Annotated in this window: 17 protein-coding genes and 1 tRNA gene; 10 read left to right on the plus strand and 8 right to left on the minus strand. The window is 30.6% G+C overall.

All coding sequences use genetic code 11. From position 1 onward, the window contains the following. The first annotated feature begins 2 nt into the window (after nucleotides 1-2). Entirely contained in the window at nucleotides 3-1,817 is a 1,815-nt protein-coding gene (locus V9L05_RS15975; protein WP_338812853.1) for an OmpA family protein, read from the plus strand. A gap of 57 nt (nucleotides 1,818-1,874) precedes the next feature. Here the strand turns inward: V9L05_RS15975 and V9L05_RS15980 are convergent, their stop codons facing one another. Further along, complete coding sequence (locus V9L05_RS15980; protein WP_338812855.1) at nucleotides 1,875-3,287, minus strand: VWA domain-containing protein; 1,413 nt, start codon at nucleotides 3,285-3,287, stop codon at nucleotides 1,875-1,877. A gap of 271 nt (nucleotides 3,288-3,558) precedes the next feature. Between V9L05_RS15980 and V9L05_RS15985 the strand changes: the two genes are divergently transcribed. From V9L05_RS15985 to V9L05_RS15995, 3 genes are all read left to right on the plus strand, one after another. Continuing rightward, nucleotides 3,559-4,401 (plus strand): DUF3050 domain-containing protein, encoded by an 843-nt coding sequence (locus V9L05_RS15985; protein ID WP_338812857.1) that lies wholly within the window; start codon nucleotides 3,559-3,561, stop codon nucleotides 4,399-4,401. Nucleotides 4,402-4,426: 25 nt separating this feature from the next. Continuing rightward, the gene (locus tag V9L05_RS15990) at nucleotides 4,427-5,227 is read left to right on the plus strand and encodes a hypothetical protein (RefSeq protein ID WP_338812858.1); all 801 of its coding nucleotides are present in this window, start codon (nucleotides 4,427-4,429) and stop codon (nucleotides 5,225-5,227) included. A 285-nt stretch (nucleotides 5,228-5,512) separates the two neighbouring features. Further along, nucleotides 5,513-6,172, plus strand: a complete 660-nt coding sequence (locus V9L05_RS15995) for a hypothetical protein (protein WP_338792214.1) — start codon at nucleotides 5,513-5,515, stop codon at nucleotides 6,170-6,172. A gap of 114 nt (nucleotides 6,173-6,286) precedes the next feature. Here the strand turns inward: V9L05_RS15995 and secDF are convergent, their stop codons facing one another. The 4 genes from secDF to V9L05_RS16015 form a co-directional block, all read right to left on the minus strand. Then, complete coding sequence (gene secDF / locus V9L05_RS16000) at nucleotides 6,287-9,424, minus strand: protein translocase subunit SecDF (RefSeq protein ID WP_338812859.1); 3,138 nt, start codon at nucleotides 9,422-9,424, stop codon at nucleotides 6,287-6,289. A gap of 209 nt (nucleotides 9,425-9,633) precedes the next feature. Next, nucleotides 9,634-10,089, minus strand: a complete 456-nt coding sequence (locus tag V9L05_RS16005; protein WP_338792212.1) for a hypothetical protein — start codon at nucleotides 10,087-10,089, stop codon at nucleotides 9,634-9,636. 99 nt (nucleotides 10,090-10,188) lie between these two features. Beyond that, nucleotides 10,189-11,235: an acyltransferase gene (locus V9L05_RS16010; RefSeq protein WP_338792211.1), complete on the minus strand. Its 1,047-nt coding sequence runs from the start codon at nucleotides 11,233-11,235 to the stop codon at nucleotides 10,189-10,191. A 130-nt stretch (nucleotides 11,236-11,365) separates the two neighbouring features. Beyond that, nucleotides 11,366-11,439: transfer RNA gene (locus tag V9L05_RS16015), tRNA-Met, on the minus strand. Nucleotides 11,440-11,693: 254 nt separating this feature from the next. Here V9L05_RS16015 and bcp point away from each other — a divergent pair. Then, nucleotides 11,694-12,143, plus strand: a complete 450-nt coding sequence (bcp, locus tag V9L05_RS16020) for a thioredoxin-dependent thiol peroxidase (protein ID WP_338792210.1) — start codon at nucleotides 11,694-11,696, stop codon at nucleotides 12,141-12,143. Nucleotides 12,144-12,226: 83 nt separating this feature from the next. On the opposite strand, the gene V9L05_RS16025 is transcribed toward bcp, so the two are convergent. Continuing rightward, the gene (locus V9L05_RS16025) at nucleotides 12,227-12,763 is read right to left on the minus strand and encodes a lipocalin-like domain-containing protein (protein WP_338812860.1); all 537 of its coding nucleotides are present in this window, start codon (nucleotides 12,761-12,763) and stop codon (nucleotides 12,227-12,229) included. 247 nt (nucleotides 12,764-13,010) lie between these two features. On the opposite strand from V9L05_RS16025, the gene V9L05_RS16030 reads away from it, so the two are divergent. From V9L05_RS16030 to V9L05_RS16050, 5 genes are all read left to right on the plus strand, one after another. Continuing rightward, nucleotides 13,011-13,649 carry an MBL fold metallo-hydrolase gene (locus V9L05_RS16030; RefSeq protein ID WP_338812862.1) on the plus strand — a complete coding sequence of 213 codons (639 nt, stop codon included), beginning with the start codon at nucleotides 13,011-13,013 and terminating at the stop codon, nucleotides 13,647-13,649. Nucleotides 13,650-13,673: 24 nt separating this feature from the next. Further along, nucleotides 13,674-14,063: a hypothetical protein gene (locus V9L05_RS16035; RefSeq protein ID WP_338812864.1), complete on the plus strand. Its 390-nt coding sequence runs from the start codon at nucleotides 13,674-13,676 to the stop codon at nucleotides 14,061-14,063. 82 nt (nucleotides 14,064-14,145) lie between these two features. Continuing rightward, nucleotides 14,146-14,421, plus strand: a complete 276-nt coding sequence (locus V9L05_RS16040; RefSeq protein ID WP_338812865.1) for a hypothetical protein — start codon at nucleotides 14,146-14,148, stop codon at nucleotides 14,419-14,421. Between the two features lie 173 nt (nucleotides 14,422-14,594). Next, complete coding sequence (locus V9L05_RS16045) at nucleotides 14,595-16,112, plus strand: retron St85 family RNA-directed DNA polymerase (RefSeq protein ID WP_338812867.1); 1,518 nt, start codon at nucleotides 14,595-14,597, stop codon at nucleotides 16,110-16,112. A gap of 3 nt (nucleotides 16,113-16,115) precedes the next feature. After that, complete coding sequence (locus V9L05_RS16050) at nucleotides 16,116-16,979, plus strand: nucleotidyl transferase AbiEii/AbiGii toxin family protein (protein ID WP_338812868.1); 864 nt, start codon at nucleotides 16,116-16,118, stop codon at nucleotides 16,977-16,979. A gap of 50 nt (nucleotides 16,980-17,029) precedes the next feature. Here V9L05_RS16050 and V9L05_RS16055 read toward each other — a convergent pair whose 3' ends face one another. Both V9L05_RS16055 and V9L05_RS16060 read right to left on the minus strand, forming a co-directional pair. Continuing rightward, a complete protein-coding gene (locus V9L05_RS16055) occupies nucleotides 17,030-18,190 on the minus strand; it encodes an MFS transporter (RefSeq protein WP_338812869.1) in 1,161 nt (386 codons plus the stop codon). Further along, nucleotides 18,183-18,773 carry an HD domain-containing protein gene (locus V9L05_RS16060; protein WP_338812870.1) on the minus strand — a complete coding sequence of 197 codons (591 nt, stop codon included), beginning with the start codon at nucleotides 18,771-18,773 and terminating at the stop codon, nucleotides 18,183-18,185. The genes V9L05_RS16055 and V9L05_RS16060 overlap by 8 nt, the downstream gene beginning before the upstream one ends. Nucleotides 18,774-18,799 lie beyond the last annotated feature (26 nt).

The following is an 18,799-nucleotide window of genomic DNA, read 5'->3' on the forward strand; positions in this document are numbered from 1 at the left end:
CTATGTCGCCACATCTCACAGAAATAGAAAAAATAGAACAGCTTTTAGAGAACGAAAATTTTAATATCGATTCTTTAAATGATTTTCATCATTTGTCTAATAATGAAAAACAAGATATTCTCTTACAAAAACAACTTGTAAAAGAGATTACAAACCTTCAAATTTTGGAGGAACTGGAAGAGATTCATACTCAAAGAATCATCAAAAATAATTTTTATCAAAAACGCATTTATCTTTTATCTGCGTTGCTACTTCTGTTTTCTAGTATCGGAATTTACTTTGTTTCTGATTTTATATTTAATCCAAAAAATGAAATTTATTCAGAAAATTCTATCAAAAATGAAATTGAATTTGTTCAAAAAAATAATTTAGAAAATCCAACATTGCTTGAAAATTTTATTTATGAAAAGAATACTAAAAGTGGACTTTCTTGGAATAAAAATTTTGTAATTGATTCATTGAAAAATAGAGTAAATCCGATTACTTTAGAAAAAACAAAAATTAGAGCAATACATATTATTGATACTGCCGACCGAAACAACAGAAATTATTATTACAATCATAAATTTTCTATCACTACTAGCATAGAATCTAATGAAATTATTGTTTGTATCGATAATTCGTTTTTCTATATCAAACCTGTTTCTTACGATTTTGCAGATAGTTTGAATAAAGCTAGAAGTAGTGCAACTTGTACGATTTCTACGCCAAAGTTTTGGGATTATCATATCAAAAAAGAAGAACTAAAAATAGTAAATCCAGACAGTAAAAATAAAATTTCTTCTCCTTCACTTTCTGCTGATGGAAATACACTTTTTTATTCTAAGAAAAGCAAAAAAGGTGATTATGATATTTGGAAAACAGAAAGAATTTTGGAAAACGGAAAACTGACTTGGCAAGAACCAACTGAAGTAAAGGCTCTCAATAAAACAAAATCGTATGAACTTTCTCCGTCTATTTCTGCTGATGGAAATACGATTTACTTTTCAAGAAATCCGAATGCAGTAGGTTGTGCAAGAATTTATTTTTCAACTAAAAACGAATTTGGAGAATGGAATGAACCTCAAATGATTCCTATTTCAGACAATAAACATATTAATTATGGTTGTGATGTTGCACCTTATATTTTGCCTGACGGAAAAACACTTTTATTTTCTGCACAACGTACAAAAGGAGTGAAAAATCTAGGTTTGTACGATATTTATATGATTCAAAAACAAGAAAATAATAAATGGTCGGAAATGGAACTGATAGAAAGTATTAGTTCAGATAATACAGAAAGTAGTTTCACAGTTCTGCCAAAAGAGAATAAGATTTATTTTTCAAGGGTACAAGACCATTGTGCTGCTTGTTATGGAAGTGAAGTATATAGCATTCCTATTCCAAAACAATTACAAGGTTTTTTCCCTCAAAAAGAAAATTCTAAATTGATTTCTCAAAAAAATAAACTCATAGAAACTTCCACAGGAAAAGATTTTGAACTAAATGATTTTACCTTTGATTCGAATTCAGCTTTGCTTACTCAAAATGGAAAAATGAGTTTGGAACGGATTTTACTTTTTATGAATGAAAATCTTGATGTTTCTTTACAAATAATTGCTCATACAGATAATGAAGGTGAAATGAGTTACAATCAGATTTTATCCGAAAAACGTGCAAAAGCAGTTTGTCAGTTTTTGGAAAGTAAAGGAGTTGATAAAAGAAGACTTCTTCCACTAGGGAAAGGAGAAACAGAACCAAAAGTAGAAAATACAAATCAAGAAAATAAAACCAAAAACAGACGAGTAGAGTTTTTTGTGATACAAAAAGTAAATTAAGAACAGATTTGAAAACTCAAACCCTAAGGGATTATGAAAACCCTTAGGGTTGAATGACTACATTCTTAAAATATCTAAGGTATATGCTCCTCCTTCACTAAGAACGAAAAAAGCACTCTTTGAATACGAACTATCATTGGCTTCAGAAGAACGAAAAACAAAACGATAACGCCCTGGTTGAAGTGCAAAGTTGGTTCTTGGAATTCCTTTTTCTGGTAGGTTCATCACCCATTCTTCGCTTCCGTCTGGTTTAATAACATAGACACTTCCATAGCCTGATAGTTTATTCAAAATGGTTACTACCCCTGGGGAAGCTACTTTTAGATTTGTTGTTCTGCCTTGATTGATTTGGACATTTTCAAAAACAGTAGTTGGGCGTGTCAAGACTTCTACTCTATAGTTTCCAATCAAATAATTATGGGGTTCATTGACTTGTTGATTGACCAAAATTTCGTTGCTGCCTTTTTTCTGAACAATGGCACTATGTCCAGTGGAGTAATCTAAAGAGCCTTTTTGTTCAATGTTTAACTTTCCTTGTGGAGTCATTACCTTGATTACATTGTGTCTTCCTCCAATAATTTCTACATTTTTTTGAATAATTGGTGGTGTAGTATAAACAATCAAGTCATAAGTAGGAATAGCATCAATATCAAGCTCATCTGTTTTGCCTCCTTTGTCTCTAAAATGAACCAAATTATAACGAGATTTTTGAGTGACTTGATCTATAAAAGCCATGTGAACATTAGCTTCCTTTGGTTGTTTTTTCTCATCTAAAAGCTCAACTGTTACAGTTGTTTTTCCTAATGTTTGTTTGACTACTTCTTGCAAAAATCCTTTAAATTGTCTTGATGTTTTGGCATTAAAAAAACGTCCCATACATTCAAAACCTTTTGCATATTTGGGTTCAATTCCCATTCCTACAATAAAAGGCTTTAAGAATATTCCTTTTTCTTGCAAACCTCTTGAGATAGCACAAGGGTCACCATCACAGGCTTCAATGCCGTCTGTTATCATTACAATTACATTTCTGGTGTCTTTTCCGTCATTAGGAAAATCTTTTGTGGCTTGTTCTAATGAATAGGCGATGGGAGTTGTTCCTTTTGGTTCTAATCCATCAAGCATAGTTCTTATTCTGTCATTGTTTCTTGAGCCAAAAGCAACTTCTAATTTAGAATCTTGACAATTTTTTTGTTTGAAATTGAATTGATGACCATAGACACGCATCGCAACCTCCACATAAGGTACATTTGCAATCGAATCTATCATATTAGACAAAATTTGACGGGCAATATTGATACGTGTATCGCCTTCCCAAGCCGAATTCATACTTCCACTTGCATCAAGTACAAATAAGAGACGAGTAGTTTGAGGAACTTGTTTTTTTTGAGCAAAAGCAGAAGTAGATAATAAAATTAGGGGAAAAGCACTAATAAATAATAAAACGAATAAAAAACGTAGGTTTAATTTCATAGTTATATTGATAGTTGGAGAAGAATTAGAGTAAAAGTGAGCTAGTTTTTTTAATTTTGTAATGAAGAATAGATGTAGCTTAACTTTAGGCTGAAAAAACGTATCTTAGATTTTTAGTCTAAGATAAAGATAAAATTATAAAGAAAGAGAGTTTCAAACATCTTTCCAAAAAATGGAATTCACATTTTTAATAAATCTTCTCTAACAATACCCTATCTCAAAACAGTTTAATCTAAAAACAAACACTTTTTTACCTTGTTCATCAATCATAATGACTACTAGCAAAACCGATATTCAAACACTAGAAGAAAAACAAAACGTATATATTCAAAAAATTAGAACGGAGATAGAGCCTCTGCGTGAGCAACTTTTACATCATCAAGTCTATTCAACTATAAGTTCGGTAGAAGATTTGAAGATTTTTTTAGAGCATCATGTTTTTGCTGTTTGGGATTTTATGTCACTTCTTAAATCACTTCAAAATGAACTTACGTGTGTTCAAGTGCCTTGGATTCCGAAGGGAAATCCTCTTACACGTCGTTTAATCAATGAAATTGTTTTGGCAGAAGAAACCGATCAAGACGAGGAAGGAAACGCAAAAAGTCATTTCGAACTCTACATTGATGCAATGAATGACTGTAAAGCTGATATTTCTAAAATCACTTATTTGATACAACTTTTGAAGGAATGGAAAAGTGTCAGAACAGCCCTTTCTCAAATTGATATTGCCGAATCTATAAAAGAATTTGTTTCCTTTTCATTTGATGTCATTGAAACCAAAAAAGCACATAAAATAGCTGTGGTTTTTACTTTCGGAAGAGAAGATTTGATTCCTGACATGTTTACTTCTATTTTGAGAGATATGAAAGCCAAGTCTTCTCATGATGCTGAAAGTATCAAAAAACTAGTTTACTATTTTGACCGTCATATCGAATTGGATGGCGACCATCATTCTCACATGTCTATCCAAATGATAAAAGAACTTTGTGGCGACGATGAAGCAAAATGGAACGATGCCATAGCCATCAGTAAAATTGCCCTTCAAAAAAGAATTGATTTGTGGGATGGAATACTTAATGAAATTGTGAATGGTAAGACAAGTGATAAATTGTAAGTGATAAGTTATAAATTGAATTTCAATGAAAAAATACTTTTTAATAGCTGCTTTTTTCTTGATTTCACTTTCTGTTTTTGCTCAAAATTTTGATTCATTAATTTCTAAAACTGAAAAAGAACAGCTTTTAAGTCAAAAAAATGAAATTTTGATGCTGCTTTTTGATGGAATAGAAATTAGTAATAAACATCAATTAGAAGAGGTAAAATGGAAACCTAATTTTTATGAGAATAAGCAACCTATAACTTCTGATGATGATTTTGCTTATACACAGTTAGATACAGTATTTTTTTATCAAGAAGGAAATACGAAGAAGGCAGTTGTTATTTTTGCTACGTACATGTATGAAAAAAATAGAGCGATTGATTGTCATTTTTGCGCTCCTACTATTTCAGTTGCTACTTTTGAGTATGATGAAAAACTCAAAAAATGGCAAGTCAATAAATTTGATAAATTTTATGGAACACATGGATTTTATGGAAAGATTCAAACTATTGTTTTAAAAAAAATAGGCAAAGAAAAAATTACTCTTTTCTTTTATGCTGGTTTTACTCATATGGGAGAAAATTATTCTTGTACTACTATTTATGATTTGTCAAAGTTTGAAAAACTAAAAACTGTAAAAACACATTATGATAATTTGGGTTCTCATCCAGAGAGTGAAAAAGAAAAATGGATAAAGACAAGTAAAGAAATTATATTTGATACAACTCAAATAAATAGTAATGGATATTATGATTTAATTATTACCACAATAAATAAAAATTCTACTAAGGTTGAAGTATTTGAATATCGCAATTTAGAAGGTTACGTTCTTAAAGAATAAAATCACAAAAATCTATGCTTAAGAACTAGAAAAATGATTATTAGAAATGATATAAAGCAAATATCCTTTTTCCTTAAACAACAGAAGAAGAGTAGGTAGAAAATTCAAAGAAAGTATACGATTCAAAGTAGATACATTTTTATTATTAGCTTTGTAAAATAATTTTGTAGGAGATATAATTTGAAATTTTTCAATTAACTAGAATTTTTATTTAAAAAGCATATTCTCATTATTCTTAAATTTGCAAAAAAAACTATTTTTATACGGTTCTAATTTATTCAAAACATGAAAAATTACATTATACTTTCTTTGATTTTATTTGTGTTAGTAAGTTTATTTTCTCTCAAAAGCTTTGGGCAAAACAGTAATAACAAAAAAGAAATATTTTATTTAGTAAACTCTCTAAATCCGAAGAAAAAAATAAAACTATCAGGTAATTATGAGCTATCACAAGAAGCAATTAAAAGTGATTCGACGATGAAAGAAATGAAAATATCATTAACAGGAAATATAAATAGTATATCAGATTCATCTTTAATTTACAATATTTCACAAGAATATATTTCTTTTGATTCAGATGAAGGTTATCATATTGTTATGAATCCTCGTAAGTATGATAAGAACAAAATAATAAAAGTCGTAGACATTCCTTTTCAGAAGGTAAACTCTATTAGTTATTCTACTCCTACTCGTCAAGTGTTGGGGGGAATAAGTAATTCGGCTGCTATTCTATCTGCTTTTACAACTCTCATTGTTGCACCTTTGGTAAGCATTAATTATGGTAGTGGGAAATTTAGACAAGACAGGTATTATAAATTTGCTGGAGTTGGATTATTTAGTTTTATTGTTAGCTTACCTATTGCAGCATTATCATCATCAAAAAAATATAAAATATCTAGAAACAATCAAAAAGGAGAAGATTTTTGGCATTTGAGAGCTAGATAAATTTATTTTTGTTTAAAATGAAAAATCCCTTCTAACAATAAAGTCAGAAGGGATTTTTCATTCCTTAGAAATAGGTAGTTAATTAATCATTTATAATTAACCACTAATCATTGATTAATATTTCTTTGGTTTCTTAGGTCTTACAAGAGGTTGCGCTTCCTGTTGTTGCTCAGGATTTTCTGCTTCCTCTTCCATTGCTTTCATATATTCAGCCATTTCTGCTTTGTCAGAATATTGTTGAGCATATTTTTCTTTTTTCTTTTCTAATAACTCACGTTCGTGTTCGATAGCATTCTTAGAATACAAATCTAATACTAAAGGAGTTGCTACAAAAACAGAAGAATACGTACCTACAATCACACCAATAAGAAGAGCAAAAGAGAATCCTTTAAGAGCTTCACCACCGAAGATGAACAAAATCAATACTACTAGAAGTGTAGTAACTGAAGTAATCAATGTTCTGCTAAGTGTTTGATTAACAGCTCCGTTGATTGTTTCTTGTAAGTCTTCATCCACTCTATCATTAAGAGCTTCACGGATACGGTCAAATACAACCACTGTATCATTCAATGAATAACCAATTACAGTAAGAATAGCAGCAATAAATACTTGGTCAATCTCAACAGCAAATCCTAAAAGATAAGCAATTGCAAAAAGAGAAAGTACAATCAAACTATCATGTGTAAGGGCTGCAACAGCACCAGCACCAAAACGCCAGTTGCTAAAACGAACTGAAATATAACCAAACATCAAGATTAAAGCTACAATTACAGCCGTACGAGCTGAGTCTGCAATATCGTCAGCGATAGTTGCACCTACTTTTGAAGTGCTTACTACTTCTGGATTGAGAGCTGTATATTTTTCTCCCAAACTAGCCATAATTTCGTTCTGAATTTGCTCATCTACATCAGTAGATTCTTCTTCTGAACGGTAACTTGTTGTAATTTTTACTTTATCATTTCCATCATAACTTTTTACCTCTACTGAAGTATTGAGTTTTTGTTCAATGCTTGCTTCAATTTGTGAAGGAGTTACGTCTTGTGAAAATGCAACTACATACGAACGTCCACCTGTGAAATCTACGCCCATATTTAAGCCATTTGTCACTAAAACAGCAATACCAACAGCAATCACAACACCAGAAACGATATAACCAATTTTACGTTTGCCCATAAAATTGAAGTTTGTGTTTGCTAACATATTTTTAGTAAATGGAGTAGAGAAAGACATATTGCTCTCGTCTCCTTTACGGCTCATCCAATAGATAATCAAACGGCTTACATAAACTGCTGTAAAGAATGAACAAACAATACCAATCATCAAAGTAACAGCAAAACCTTTAATAGGACCTGCACCCAATACATAAAGTACAACCGAAGTGATAAGTGTTGTTACGTTGGCATCAATAATTGTAATCAAAGCTCTTTGAAAACCGTCTTCAATCGAAACCATCAAACCTTTACCCATTGCAAGTTCCTCTCTGATTCTTTCAAATATAAGTACGTTTGCATCAACTGACATACCGATTGTAAGAACGATACCTGCAATACCTGGAAGTGTAAGTGCTGCTCCAAGTTGTGCCAAAAGTCCGAAGATAAAGAAGATATTTGCAAGAAGAGCTACGTTTGCTACAATACCAGCTTTTGCATAATAAACAATCATAAACAAGACTACTAAGCCTAATCCAACAAGGATAGACAATATACCTTGTGTTTGTGCAACTGCTCCCAAAGAAGGTCCTACTACTGCTTCTTCTACAATACGAGTAGGAGCAGGAAGTTTACCAGCTTTCAAGATATTTGCTAAGTCTTTTGCTTCATCTACTGTAAAACTACCTGAAATAGAAGAACGACCACCACCAATTTCTTCGTTTACATTTGGTGCTGAATATACATAATCATCAAGAACAATAGCAATCTGACGACCTACATTTTTTCCTGTAAGATCTTTCCAAAGACGTGCGCCTTCTCCATTCATAGCCAAAGAAACTTCTACTTGACCATTTGGATTGATATCTTGACGAGCATCAGTAACTACATCTCCTGTCATTGGAGATTTGCCACCTGCTGCTGTTTTGATAACATGAAGTGTATAAAATGCTTTTCCTTCGTTTTCTGCATCTGGTTTTACACCCCAAAAGAATTTCATGTCTTTAGGAATGATATTTTTTACCATTGGGTCATTCAATATTTTATTGATAGAAGAAGTATCTAAGGCTTCATAGGTCAATGTAAAATAATTCTGACTAAGAGGAGTAAGTTTTGAGAAAAGAGGAGAAACTGTCTGGTTTTGAGTTGTATCTGCGTTAGCTAATAAATCGTCTTTTTTTGCAGAATCTCCTTCGTTAGCAATTGCATTACCCAAACTATCTGTCTGTGTATCATCTGTATTCATTATCAAGTCATCTCCTGCATCAACCGTATTTGTTGTATCAGGAATTGTCAAATCGTCTGTATTTGCAGTTTCTGCTTTTTCCATACGATTTTCTACCCAAAATGTATTGATTTTTGTCAAAACTTCTTGGTATTCTTGTGGCTGATATACTTCCCAAAACTCTAGTTTGGCAACGCCTTGTAATAAATCACGAACACGCTCTGCATTACTTACTCCTGGAAGTTCTACTTGAATACGGCTAGTTCCTTCAATAAGCTGGACATTTGGCTGAGTTACACCGAATTTATCTACACGAGTACGGATAATTTCGAAAGCTCTTTGAACCGAACCATCAACTTCTGTACGAATAAAATCTTCTACTTCTTTGTCAGAAGAACGGAAATTGATTTTTCCACTATTTGCAGAAGTAGCAAAAACATCTTTCAATTTGCCTTCTCCTGCTTTTGCTTGATAAGCATCAAAGAAAAGTTCTACATAACGGTCTTGACTAGAAGCCTGTTGTTTGTTTGCTTCTGCAAGTGCAGCTTGAAAGTCTTCGTTTTGACTTTCATTAGAAAGTGCTTTCAAGATGTCTATTGGAGAAACTTCAAGTGTTACGTGCATACCACCTTGAAGGTCAAGACCAAGATTAAGCTCTTTTTCTTTTACTTCTTGATAAGTAAAGTTAGCTATTAGGATGTCATAAACAGGCTGTGACCACATAGAGTCTAAATACTGTTTTTTAAGTGCTGCATCACCTTTTGAATAGGCTACTGCATTGCTTTCTACATTGCGAGATACAAGTGTGAATGATAATGAGAACAAACACAAGACTGCAAAGAGAATAGCAAGGAATATAATAAAACCTCTATTTTGCATGAGAATAAATTTAAAAGGTAGAAATTAAAACCAATTCAGAAGTTAGAAATTAGAATTGAGAATTAAATTCAATATTGAAAATATGAAATGTATAAATGTGTGAAATGAAATTGCAATTGGAATAAACAATATTACGAAGTAATTATTAGGTTGAAACCTAAAAAGCATTTAACTGATTACTGGTAAATGTTTATTTTATTGATAACTGACTACGGTGCGTTTGGGGAAATAAAGCAACTAAATAATGTTTTGAAGAATGTAGAACTAGAGAAGTAATACGTAACACTATTTATAGTTTGAGAAGAAAAAGAAGGAAATACAAATTCTATACTTGACGTAAGAATTATATTTTGAAAAAACTCTGTAGTAACAAATCCTTGCAAAAGAGCATCAGAAGAAGTTGCTGTTTTGAGTGTGAGAGGTTCTTTTTCTTGTTGATTATCTGAATTTGATAGATTTTTCTTTGTATCTACCTCTTTATCAAGTTTATTGATTAAAGAATAATCAATTTCTGTATTTTCTATACCCTCAAAACGATTTTCTAATAATCTTAGGTTTGCATCTACACCCACAAAGCGCATCGTCGTCGAAAAGACAACTAGCACAAGCATAAAGCAAGTCATGAAAAGAGTACGAGAAGAAGTTTGAAAGTTAGTTTTAGGCATTACCTTTTAATAAAATACAGTTCTTAATAGAATTGCAAAAGTAGTGTTTTTAATTTAGAATCCAAAAAATGATTTATCATAAATTAAGTACTAGTTAGATTATCTTGCAGGAACATGTTTATTTCTGAGCTTTATAATTGGTTTTTCTAAAAGCTTATAGATTGCATAACCAACTATAAATGAAGTGACAAAAGCAATAGGTATTTCTAACCAAATAAAATCAAACCCTAGTTTATTAAAGACATATAGATAAAATTGAAGAACAAAAGAATGAACAAGGTAAGTGCTATAAGACGAAACAGCTACTTTATAAACAAAAGAACTTGTAGCAATAGGTATCGGTGCACTACGCACTGCTACAATCAATGATAGTGCATACATATAAGAGTTTAGTGTTATAGAAAAATAATATTTATAGGTGTTATCCACAAAATAGAAAAGAGATACTAATATGAATGTAAGAGCATAGATAAGATAGGCATAAGGTATCAAGAAATCGAAAAATGTCTTTTTGTAAGAAATTATATAAGAAATAATAACTCCAATAAGCAAACCTTCATATCTAAAATGAGTAGCTGTAAAATAATATCCGAAGCCTGAAATGGGTGTAGTCGGATAAGATAACATCCTAGCCAAAAGAGGGATTACTAATAATATAAGAATAATAAGAGGAGAAATTTTGCGAGGTAGTTTGAGAATTAGTAAAGTCAAGAAAGGCATTACAAGATAAAAATGTTCTTCTACACACAAACTCCAACTGATAGCATAGAATGAAATACTTTCTTGGTAGTTTTGTAAAAAAAATAAATGCTGCCACGAAAAAGATTCTCCACGAATAAAATATACGCCTAAATAAGCCACAAAAAGAAATATATAGTAAATAGGAATAGTTCTGTAACCTCTTCGTCCAATAAATCTCCAAATTTGAACATTTCCATATTTTTTTTGCTCGTGCCAATAAAGACTACCTATCAAAAAACCACTCAATACACAAAATAAATCTATTCCACTTACTCCTACTATCTCACTCCATTTCCACAACCAACGTGATACGCCTAACATATTACAACAATGGTAAAAAACTACAAAAGCAACTGCTAAAGCTCTTAGTAAATCTAAATTTGGATAACGAGATATTTTTGCCATTTGGTTCTAAATTCTTTGACCTTGATTAAAAGAGTAAAGATACTATTTCAATAAGAAACTACAAGAGAGAATAAATAAAAAAAGTCCTTACTCAAAAAATGAATAAAGACTTTAGTTTTATGAAACTTTGTAGCGAAGGAGAGATTCGAACTCTCGACCTCAGCATTATGAGTGCTGCGCTCTAACCAACTGAGCTACCTCGCCATATTTTTGTTTTTTCTTGCTTTTTTAAGGGGTTTCTTTTCCCTTATTGCGAGTGCAAAGGTAAAAGGTTTTTTTAATTTTACCAACATTTTAAAGAAAAAAAATCACTTTTTTTTGAATAAAATTAACCTCATTTTTTAATTTCTTGTAAGTCAGTTTGTTATGGTTGTGGCTTTTATTCTTTCAAAACTTTATTTTGTGTTTTTGAGTTCAGTAGTTTTACAATTATTAGTCAATAAAAAAATAAAAGTCTTATGGAACTCAAAAAAGGAGATAAAGCACCCGAATTTACTTCGCATGACCAAAACGGTCATGAAGTAAAACTTTCCCAACTCAAAGGCAAAAAAGTAATCCTGTATTTTTATCCAAAAGATGATACACCAGGTTGTACAGCACAGGCTTGTAATTTGAGAGATAATTATACAGACCTCCAAAAACAAGGTTATGTAGTTTTAGGAGTGAGCAAAGATGATGCAGCTTCTCACAAAAAATTTGTTGAAAAATATGATTTACCTTTTCCTCTTTTAGTTGACGAAGATCATGCTATCAACGAAGCCTATGGTGTTTGGAAGGAAAAAAATATGTTTGGTAAAAAATATATGGGAACACAGCGCACTACTTTTGTAATTGATGAAGAAGGAAAAATTGCTGAAGTTATCAAGAAAGTAAATACAAAAGAACACGCAGAGCAAATAGTTAAATAAATTTAGAAGTTAGATTTTAGAAGTTATAATTCAAATGCCTTTTGATTCAAATAATTCTAAAATCTAACTTCTTACTTCTGAATTTATTTAGCTTTTCTCATCACAAATTCAGTTACATATTTTCCGTACCATTCTGGTTTTTTTCCATTTGGATAAATTTCATCAAAGAAAACCAATCGTAATAAATCGCCTTTGATAGTATATCTATAAAGCTGTTTTCCTCCTTCAAAGCCAGGTACTTTTGCTATAAGTGCTGTTGTTGTAACTGTAGAATCAGTCATTGTATAAGTTCCTCCATTAAAGACAACAGAACTAAATCCTGCCATTTTTTCCTCATCAGTAGGCTTTGAAAGATTTATAAAAGGAGTTCGGAGTGTATCAATTGGTGTCCACATAATAGAATAGCGGTTTTCTTCAAAAATAAATAGACCATATTGTGCCTTTGGAATTGAATAAACAGTATCTTTTGTTTTCCAATGTACCTCTACCATTTCCCAAGAGCCAATTAAAGCAGATTTTTTGCTTGTTTTGATAGAAGTTTGAGTAGATTTACAAGAAGAAAATCCGATAAGAAAAAATAAGAATAAAGCAGAAAGAGAAAGTAAAAATTTGAATTTCATAGTAGAAGAGTTTATTTTGTGAACAATTAATTTAAACAAGATAGAAAAATAAAGTTACAATGAATTACGAATTACGAATTACGAATTACGAATTACGAATTACGAATTTATTTTTTAGAGGATAAGAAATTCAAAACAATTATGTAATAAGGCAATTTCTCACTAATCACTAATCACTAATCACTAATCACTAATCACTAATCACTAATCACTAATCACTAATCACTAATCACTAATCACTAAAAATATGATTTCTATACAACAATTTACATTTAATCAGTTTCAAGAAAACACTTTTGTACTTTTTGATGAAACAAAAGAAGCCATTATCATTGACCCTGGATGTTATTCGCCACAAGAGAAGGAAGTTTTGAAGGCTTTTGTTAAGCAAAATGACTTGAAAGTAGTTCGTCTTATCAATACACATTGCCATATTGACCACGTTTTGGGAAATAAGTTTATTAAAGATACTTATGATGTAAAATTAGAAGCACATAGAATTGAATCCGAACAACTCAATCAAGTTCCGTTATATGCTCCTTCGTATGGTTTTGGTGGATATGATGCCACAACAGTAGATATTTTTATAGACGAAAAAACAGATATTACTTTTGGTAACTCTACACTAAAAACGCTTTTCGTACCAGGACATTCCCCAGGGCATTTGGCTTTTTATTCGGCAGAACAAAAATTTTGTATTAATGGTGATGTTCTTTTTCTTCAAAGTATTGGAAGAACTGATTTACCTGGAGGAAGTATGGAAGTTTTGAGAGACACAATTCAGAATGTAATGTACAAACTACCAGATGATACAAAAATTTATTGTGGACATGGAAACTCTACTATGATTGGTTTTGAGAAGAAAAATAATCATTTTATTAGATAGGCTTAAAGTTAAAAAGAAATAAAAATGGGACAATACGTAAACGAAAAATGGTATTTAGAAGACAAAGCGAAGTATTTGAAAAAATATGGTGATGTTCCTCCCCCTTGGATATATTATCCAGATGTACATCCAGTTAGTATAGGTTGGAGAATGGGAGGAGGAGAAGGGCATATTATGCTTTTAGGAGAATGGTTTGATGAACAAAAGTTCAACTTTGAAGAGCGTTTAGCTTACCTAAAAAAATATCCTGCTTCTGCTAGATGGTATCAATGGATAGTAGAATTTATTTATGATATAGATTATCCTGATAACAAGGAAATAGAATATTCAATTTATTTTGAAAAATTGAAAGAGTTAGGTTTTGAAAATGTAGATGAATTTGAGAAAGATTATAATAGAACTGATTTGAGGTAGTGTTTTTTTCTTATTTTAAATAGAAACTTTTTACACACTAAGTTCGTTTTATTCAATAAAAAAGACTTAATCCTTTATCGTAATGTCACTTACTCATCACAATTTGCTAGAAAAAATTTCAAAAGATGGATTTTCATCTTTAGAGAAACTAGCTTACTCAAAAGAAGAATTAGAAAAGCTATTTACTTTTTTAGAAGAAAAAGGTCTTTTGATGAAAGTAGAAGACAAAATTGAATTAACTTCAAAATCAAAAATAATATTGGAATTAGAAAATGAAAGAAGAAATGGACAATGGATAAGTAAGGAAGTTAAAAGTCAAATTTCAAAAGTTTCAAAAAATACATTATATTTACCTTAATTATTTTGTAAATCAAAAAAATTGAAAAGCGAGTCGCTTTTCTTAGTAGAGAATGGGCTTTCAAGCCTGCGATTTGAAATAGCTTTATCGCTCGTACCTCACTTCAAAGCCATTCCAAATCGCTGCTCATAGGGTTTAGAAAGTAATTTCTAAACCCTTTATGATTTTTAATTATGGATTATAAAGAATATAAAAGAAGGTTTGAAGAGGTTGCTAACAAAAAAAACTATTCAAAAGAATATACAAATTACCTTCTTGCTTATACAGAAAAACTGATAGTTAAGAAATTGCCTATCATTTTTGATAGTACACATTTTTCAAAATTAGTAGGTTATAAAAAACAATATATAAAGAGAGTAGCTAATAATACTCCCTTTTTTTATAGAACTTTTAAAGTTGCTAAAAAAAATAATAAAGGAGTTAAAAAGTTTAGAATTGTAAAAGAACCTTTACCAAGTCTTAAAGAAATTCAAATTTGGATTTTAAATAATATTTTAGAAAAAATAGAAACAAGTATCTATGCAAAGGCTTATAAGAAGAATTTGAGTATAAAAGATAATGCAGAATTTCACACTCAAAAAGAAATACTATTAACTGTAGATATTAAAGATTTTTTTACTTCCCTCTCTAGTTCTAAAGTTGAAAAGTTATTTTTAGATATTGGTTATTCAAAATTGTTAGCTAATTTATTTAGTAAAATTTGTACTCTTGAAGGCTCTCTTCCTCAAGGCGCACCCACAAGTCCGTATTTATCAAATATTTTGTTAAAAGATTTTGACAAAAGAATAGTCGAATATTGTAAAATAAATAAACTGAATTATACTCGGTATTCAGATGATCTGACTTTTTCAGGAGAGTCTATTAATAAAAATGAATTACTACATAGGTTAAGTTTAGAGTTAAGTAAAGAGGGCTTAAAAATAAATGAGAGCAAAACACTTTTTATGACTGCTTCTCAAAGACAGATTGTAACAGGTTTGGTAGTAAATGAAAAACTACAAGTACCTAAAAAGAAAAGACGTGAGATAAGACAAGCTATGTTTTACATACAAAAATATGGATTGCAAGAACATTTATTGAGAATTAACTGCAAAAAATCAAATTATTTAGAGCATCTTTTGGGTTTAGTAAATTTTGTATTATTCATCAATCCAGATGATGAGGAATACAAACAGTATAATTCTTTACTGCATAAGTGGATTGAAGAAAAAAATACAGAAAAACTAAAAGAAACTATTAATTCAATTCTTAATCAAGAAAATGAAATATTTTTAGATGATTTTGTTTTGATAAATAGAATTTATCCTAAAGGAATAATATGCTTGATAAGTGCTGCTGCCTATTATGATTTAACAGATATTATTCCACAAAAAATACATATTGCTATACCAAAATATCAAAAAGCTCTTTCAAAACCTGATTACCCACAAACGCAACCTATTATATATGAAGATTATTTTTTTGATATAGGTGTAAATGATAAAATATCTGATTTTTTGATTTATGATATCGAAAAAACACTTTGTGATATAGTGTTTTATAAAAAGGATTGGGGAGAACAGTTTGTATATGAAGTATTTAAAAATTATTTTTCTAACCATACTACTGACTTGAATAAAATTATAGAGTATTCTAAAAAAATGGGTATATCTAATGTTGTATATAATTACTTAAAACCAAACCTAATTTAGAATATGTCTAATGCTGTTGAAGTCGAATTAAGAAGGATTGCTCGTAAGTCAGGCGAAAATTTTGATGAGGTTCTTACCAAATTTTTGAGAGAGCGATTTCTCTATAGAGTTTCTATATCAGAATATAAAAATAAAGTGTATTTGAAAGGTGGAACATTTTTACATGCCATACTACCTGAAAAAAGTAGAAGTACGAAAGATATAGATTTTTTGATGGAGCAAACCCAAAATGAGATAGAAGAGGTAAAGAAGGTGGTAATAGAAATACTACAAATGGATTGTGAAGATGGTGTTTCTTTCGATATTTCATCCATTGAAACTTCTAGTATTAATGAACAAGGTGCATATCAGGGTGTACAGATAAGGGTCAAGCCTATTTTTAATAAAAAAAAGCGAAATTATATGAAATTAGAGTTTGGTTTTGGAGATATTATTACTCCTGAAGCTAAAGATTTATCTTATCCAACTTATATCGAAGATTTAGGAATTCCTATCATTAAAGCATATACTGTTGAGAGTGTCATTGCAGAAAAATTCGAAGCTATGATAAGTTTGGGAGAAGCAAGTAGTAGAGTAAAAGACTTATATGATGTAAATGAACTCCTTGAGAGTGGAAATTATAAATTAGAGGATTTGAGAAAAGCTATTTATAAAACTTTTGATAGAAGAAACACGCAACTTATACCAAATCCTGCTTTATTTGAGGAAGAGTATTATAATGAAAAAAGAAAAAACATGTGGTTAAGTTGGTTAAGAAAGAGCAGTTTAGATACAAATAAAGATTTGAATAAAGTGCTTGAAAACATAAAAGAAAATTTAGAACCTATATATAAGGATTATCTCTCAAGTAGGAAACCTTCTCAATAACATAAGAGTTTGCTATATTACTTCTATCTTAGTTTGTCAAAAGACTATGTTTACCTCCTCCTATACAATCCAACCACATAAACAAAAGCAACTAAAATCATTACAGCACAAATATAAAACACAATAGGAATTCTAGTAATATCACTTTGATAATACCAACCAGAAAGTAAAGCTCCTACTCCAATTCCTATTTCTAAAGCGATAAATCTAGTAGCAATTGCTTTTCCTTTTGTTTTTGGGTTACTCAAATCTATTGTCCAAGCACTCAGAGAAGGTGAAACAATTCCCATTCCTATTCCATAGATTACGCCACTAAACAGAAGTCCAGATAATGTTTGTAATGTTCCCATTAAAACTAAAGAAATAATTGTAAAACCAAGCCCGATACTAACAATTAATGTTCGACTATATTTATCCGATAATTTTCCTGCTATAAATCGTACAAGCAAAGAAGCAACAGTATAAACAATGAAAAATAATCCTTTGTTTTTTCCTCCCAAATGTTGTGTCCAATCAGGAATTAAAGTCAAAATTATACCAAAAGATAAATAAGATAAAAGTGTAACGAAAGCAGGAGAAAGCACTTCTTTTGCTATAATATCGTTTCTGCCTAATTTTAAAGTAGATGTGCTAAATTTCTGTTTATTGGGTAATGTTTCTTCTAACCTAGAAACTAAAATGATAGATAAAAGAGCAAAAAAAGAAGAACTGTAAAACAATACTTCAAAAGAATAGTAGAGTTTGATAGAACTTCCAATGGCAGGACCTAAAGCCAAACCCATACTAAAAAATAAACTTTGAATTCCTAAGGCTTCTCCCCATCTTTTGGAAGGAACAATATCAGAAACATAAGCTGCAATGGCAGTAGGACTAAATCCTGTCGAAAATCCATGTACCAATCGTAGAAGTAAAAATCCTGCAACACTCGTCAGAATAGGATATAAAAAACCACAAAGTACACAAACTAAAGCACCAATTATGATAACAGGTTTTCGTCCAATAGAATCAGTTAGCTTTCCACTAAAAGGTCTTGAAATACCAGCCGTAAGAGTAAATAATGCGATAATTAAACCAATATAGTTGCCTCCTCCAAGCTCACTCAAATAATCTGGGAGTTCTGGAATTAGCATATTAAAACTAGCCGAAAAAAGCAAACAGCTCAGACAAACTAAGCCAAAGTTTAGTGTATAAATTGAGTCTGACTTAATCATTTATAATTTTGTTTTTTCTGAAATTATCAAGAATGGATAGTGTGTAATCCCAAATTATGCTAGAACCAAGTTTAATTCCTTTTACTTTTTCTATAATTTTGTTGTAAGGGACTTTGAACTCTGTCCAAGTTCCTCCTTTATTAGATTCATTTTGAAGTATGGGTTCAAATCTATCCATTGTCTTTGCAAATTTTGACTCTTTTGTCTTTCCATCTTCAAATTCTTGCCACAACTGAATGTATTCTTGAGTTTGGTCTTCGGGAAGTAGTCCAAATATTCGTTTTGCTGCTATTAGTTCATCATCTGTATTGACATGATTTTTGGTAGTATCATAAAGAAAAGTATCTCCTGCATCTATTTCTACTAAATCATGAATCAATAACATTTTCAAAACTTTCAAAATATCTATATCTTCGTTAGAATGTTCTGCCAATATCATCGCCATCATTGCCAAATGCCAACTGTGTTCAGCATCATTTTCGTGTCTGTTACTATTGAAGAGTTTCGTTTTTCTTTGGATGTATTTTAGTTTATCTATTTCTTTGATAAATTCAATTTGACTGTTGAGTCTGTTAGTTTCCATTACTATTAATAATTTTTTTAAGTGTA

The organism is Bernardetia sp. Wsw4-3y2, from assembly GCF_037126295.1.
GTDB lineage: Bacteria > Bacteroidota > Bacteroidia > Cytophagales > Bernardetiaceae > Bernardetia.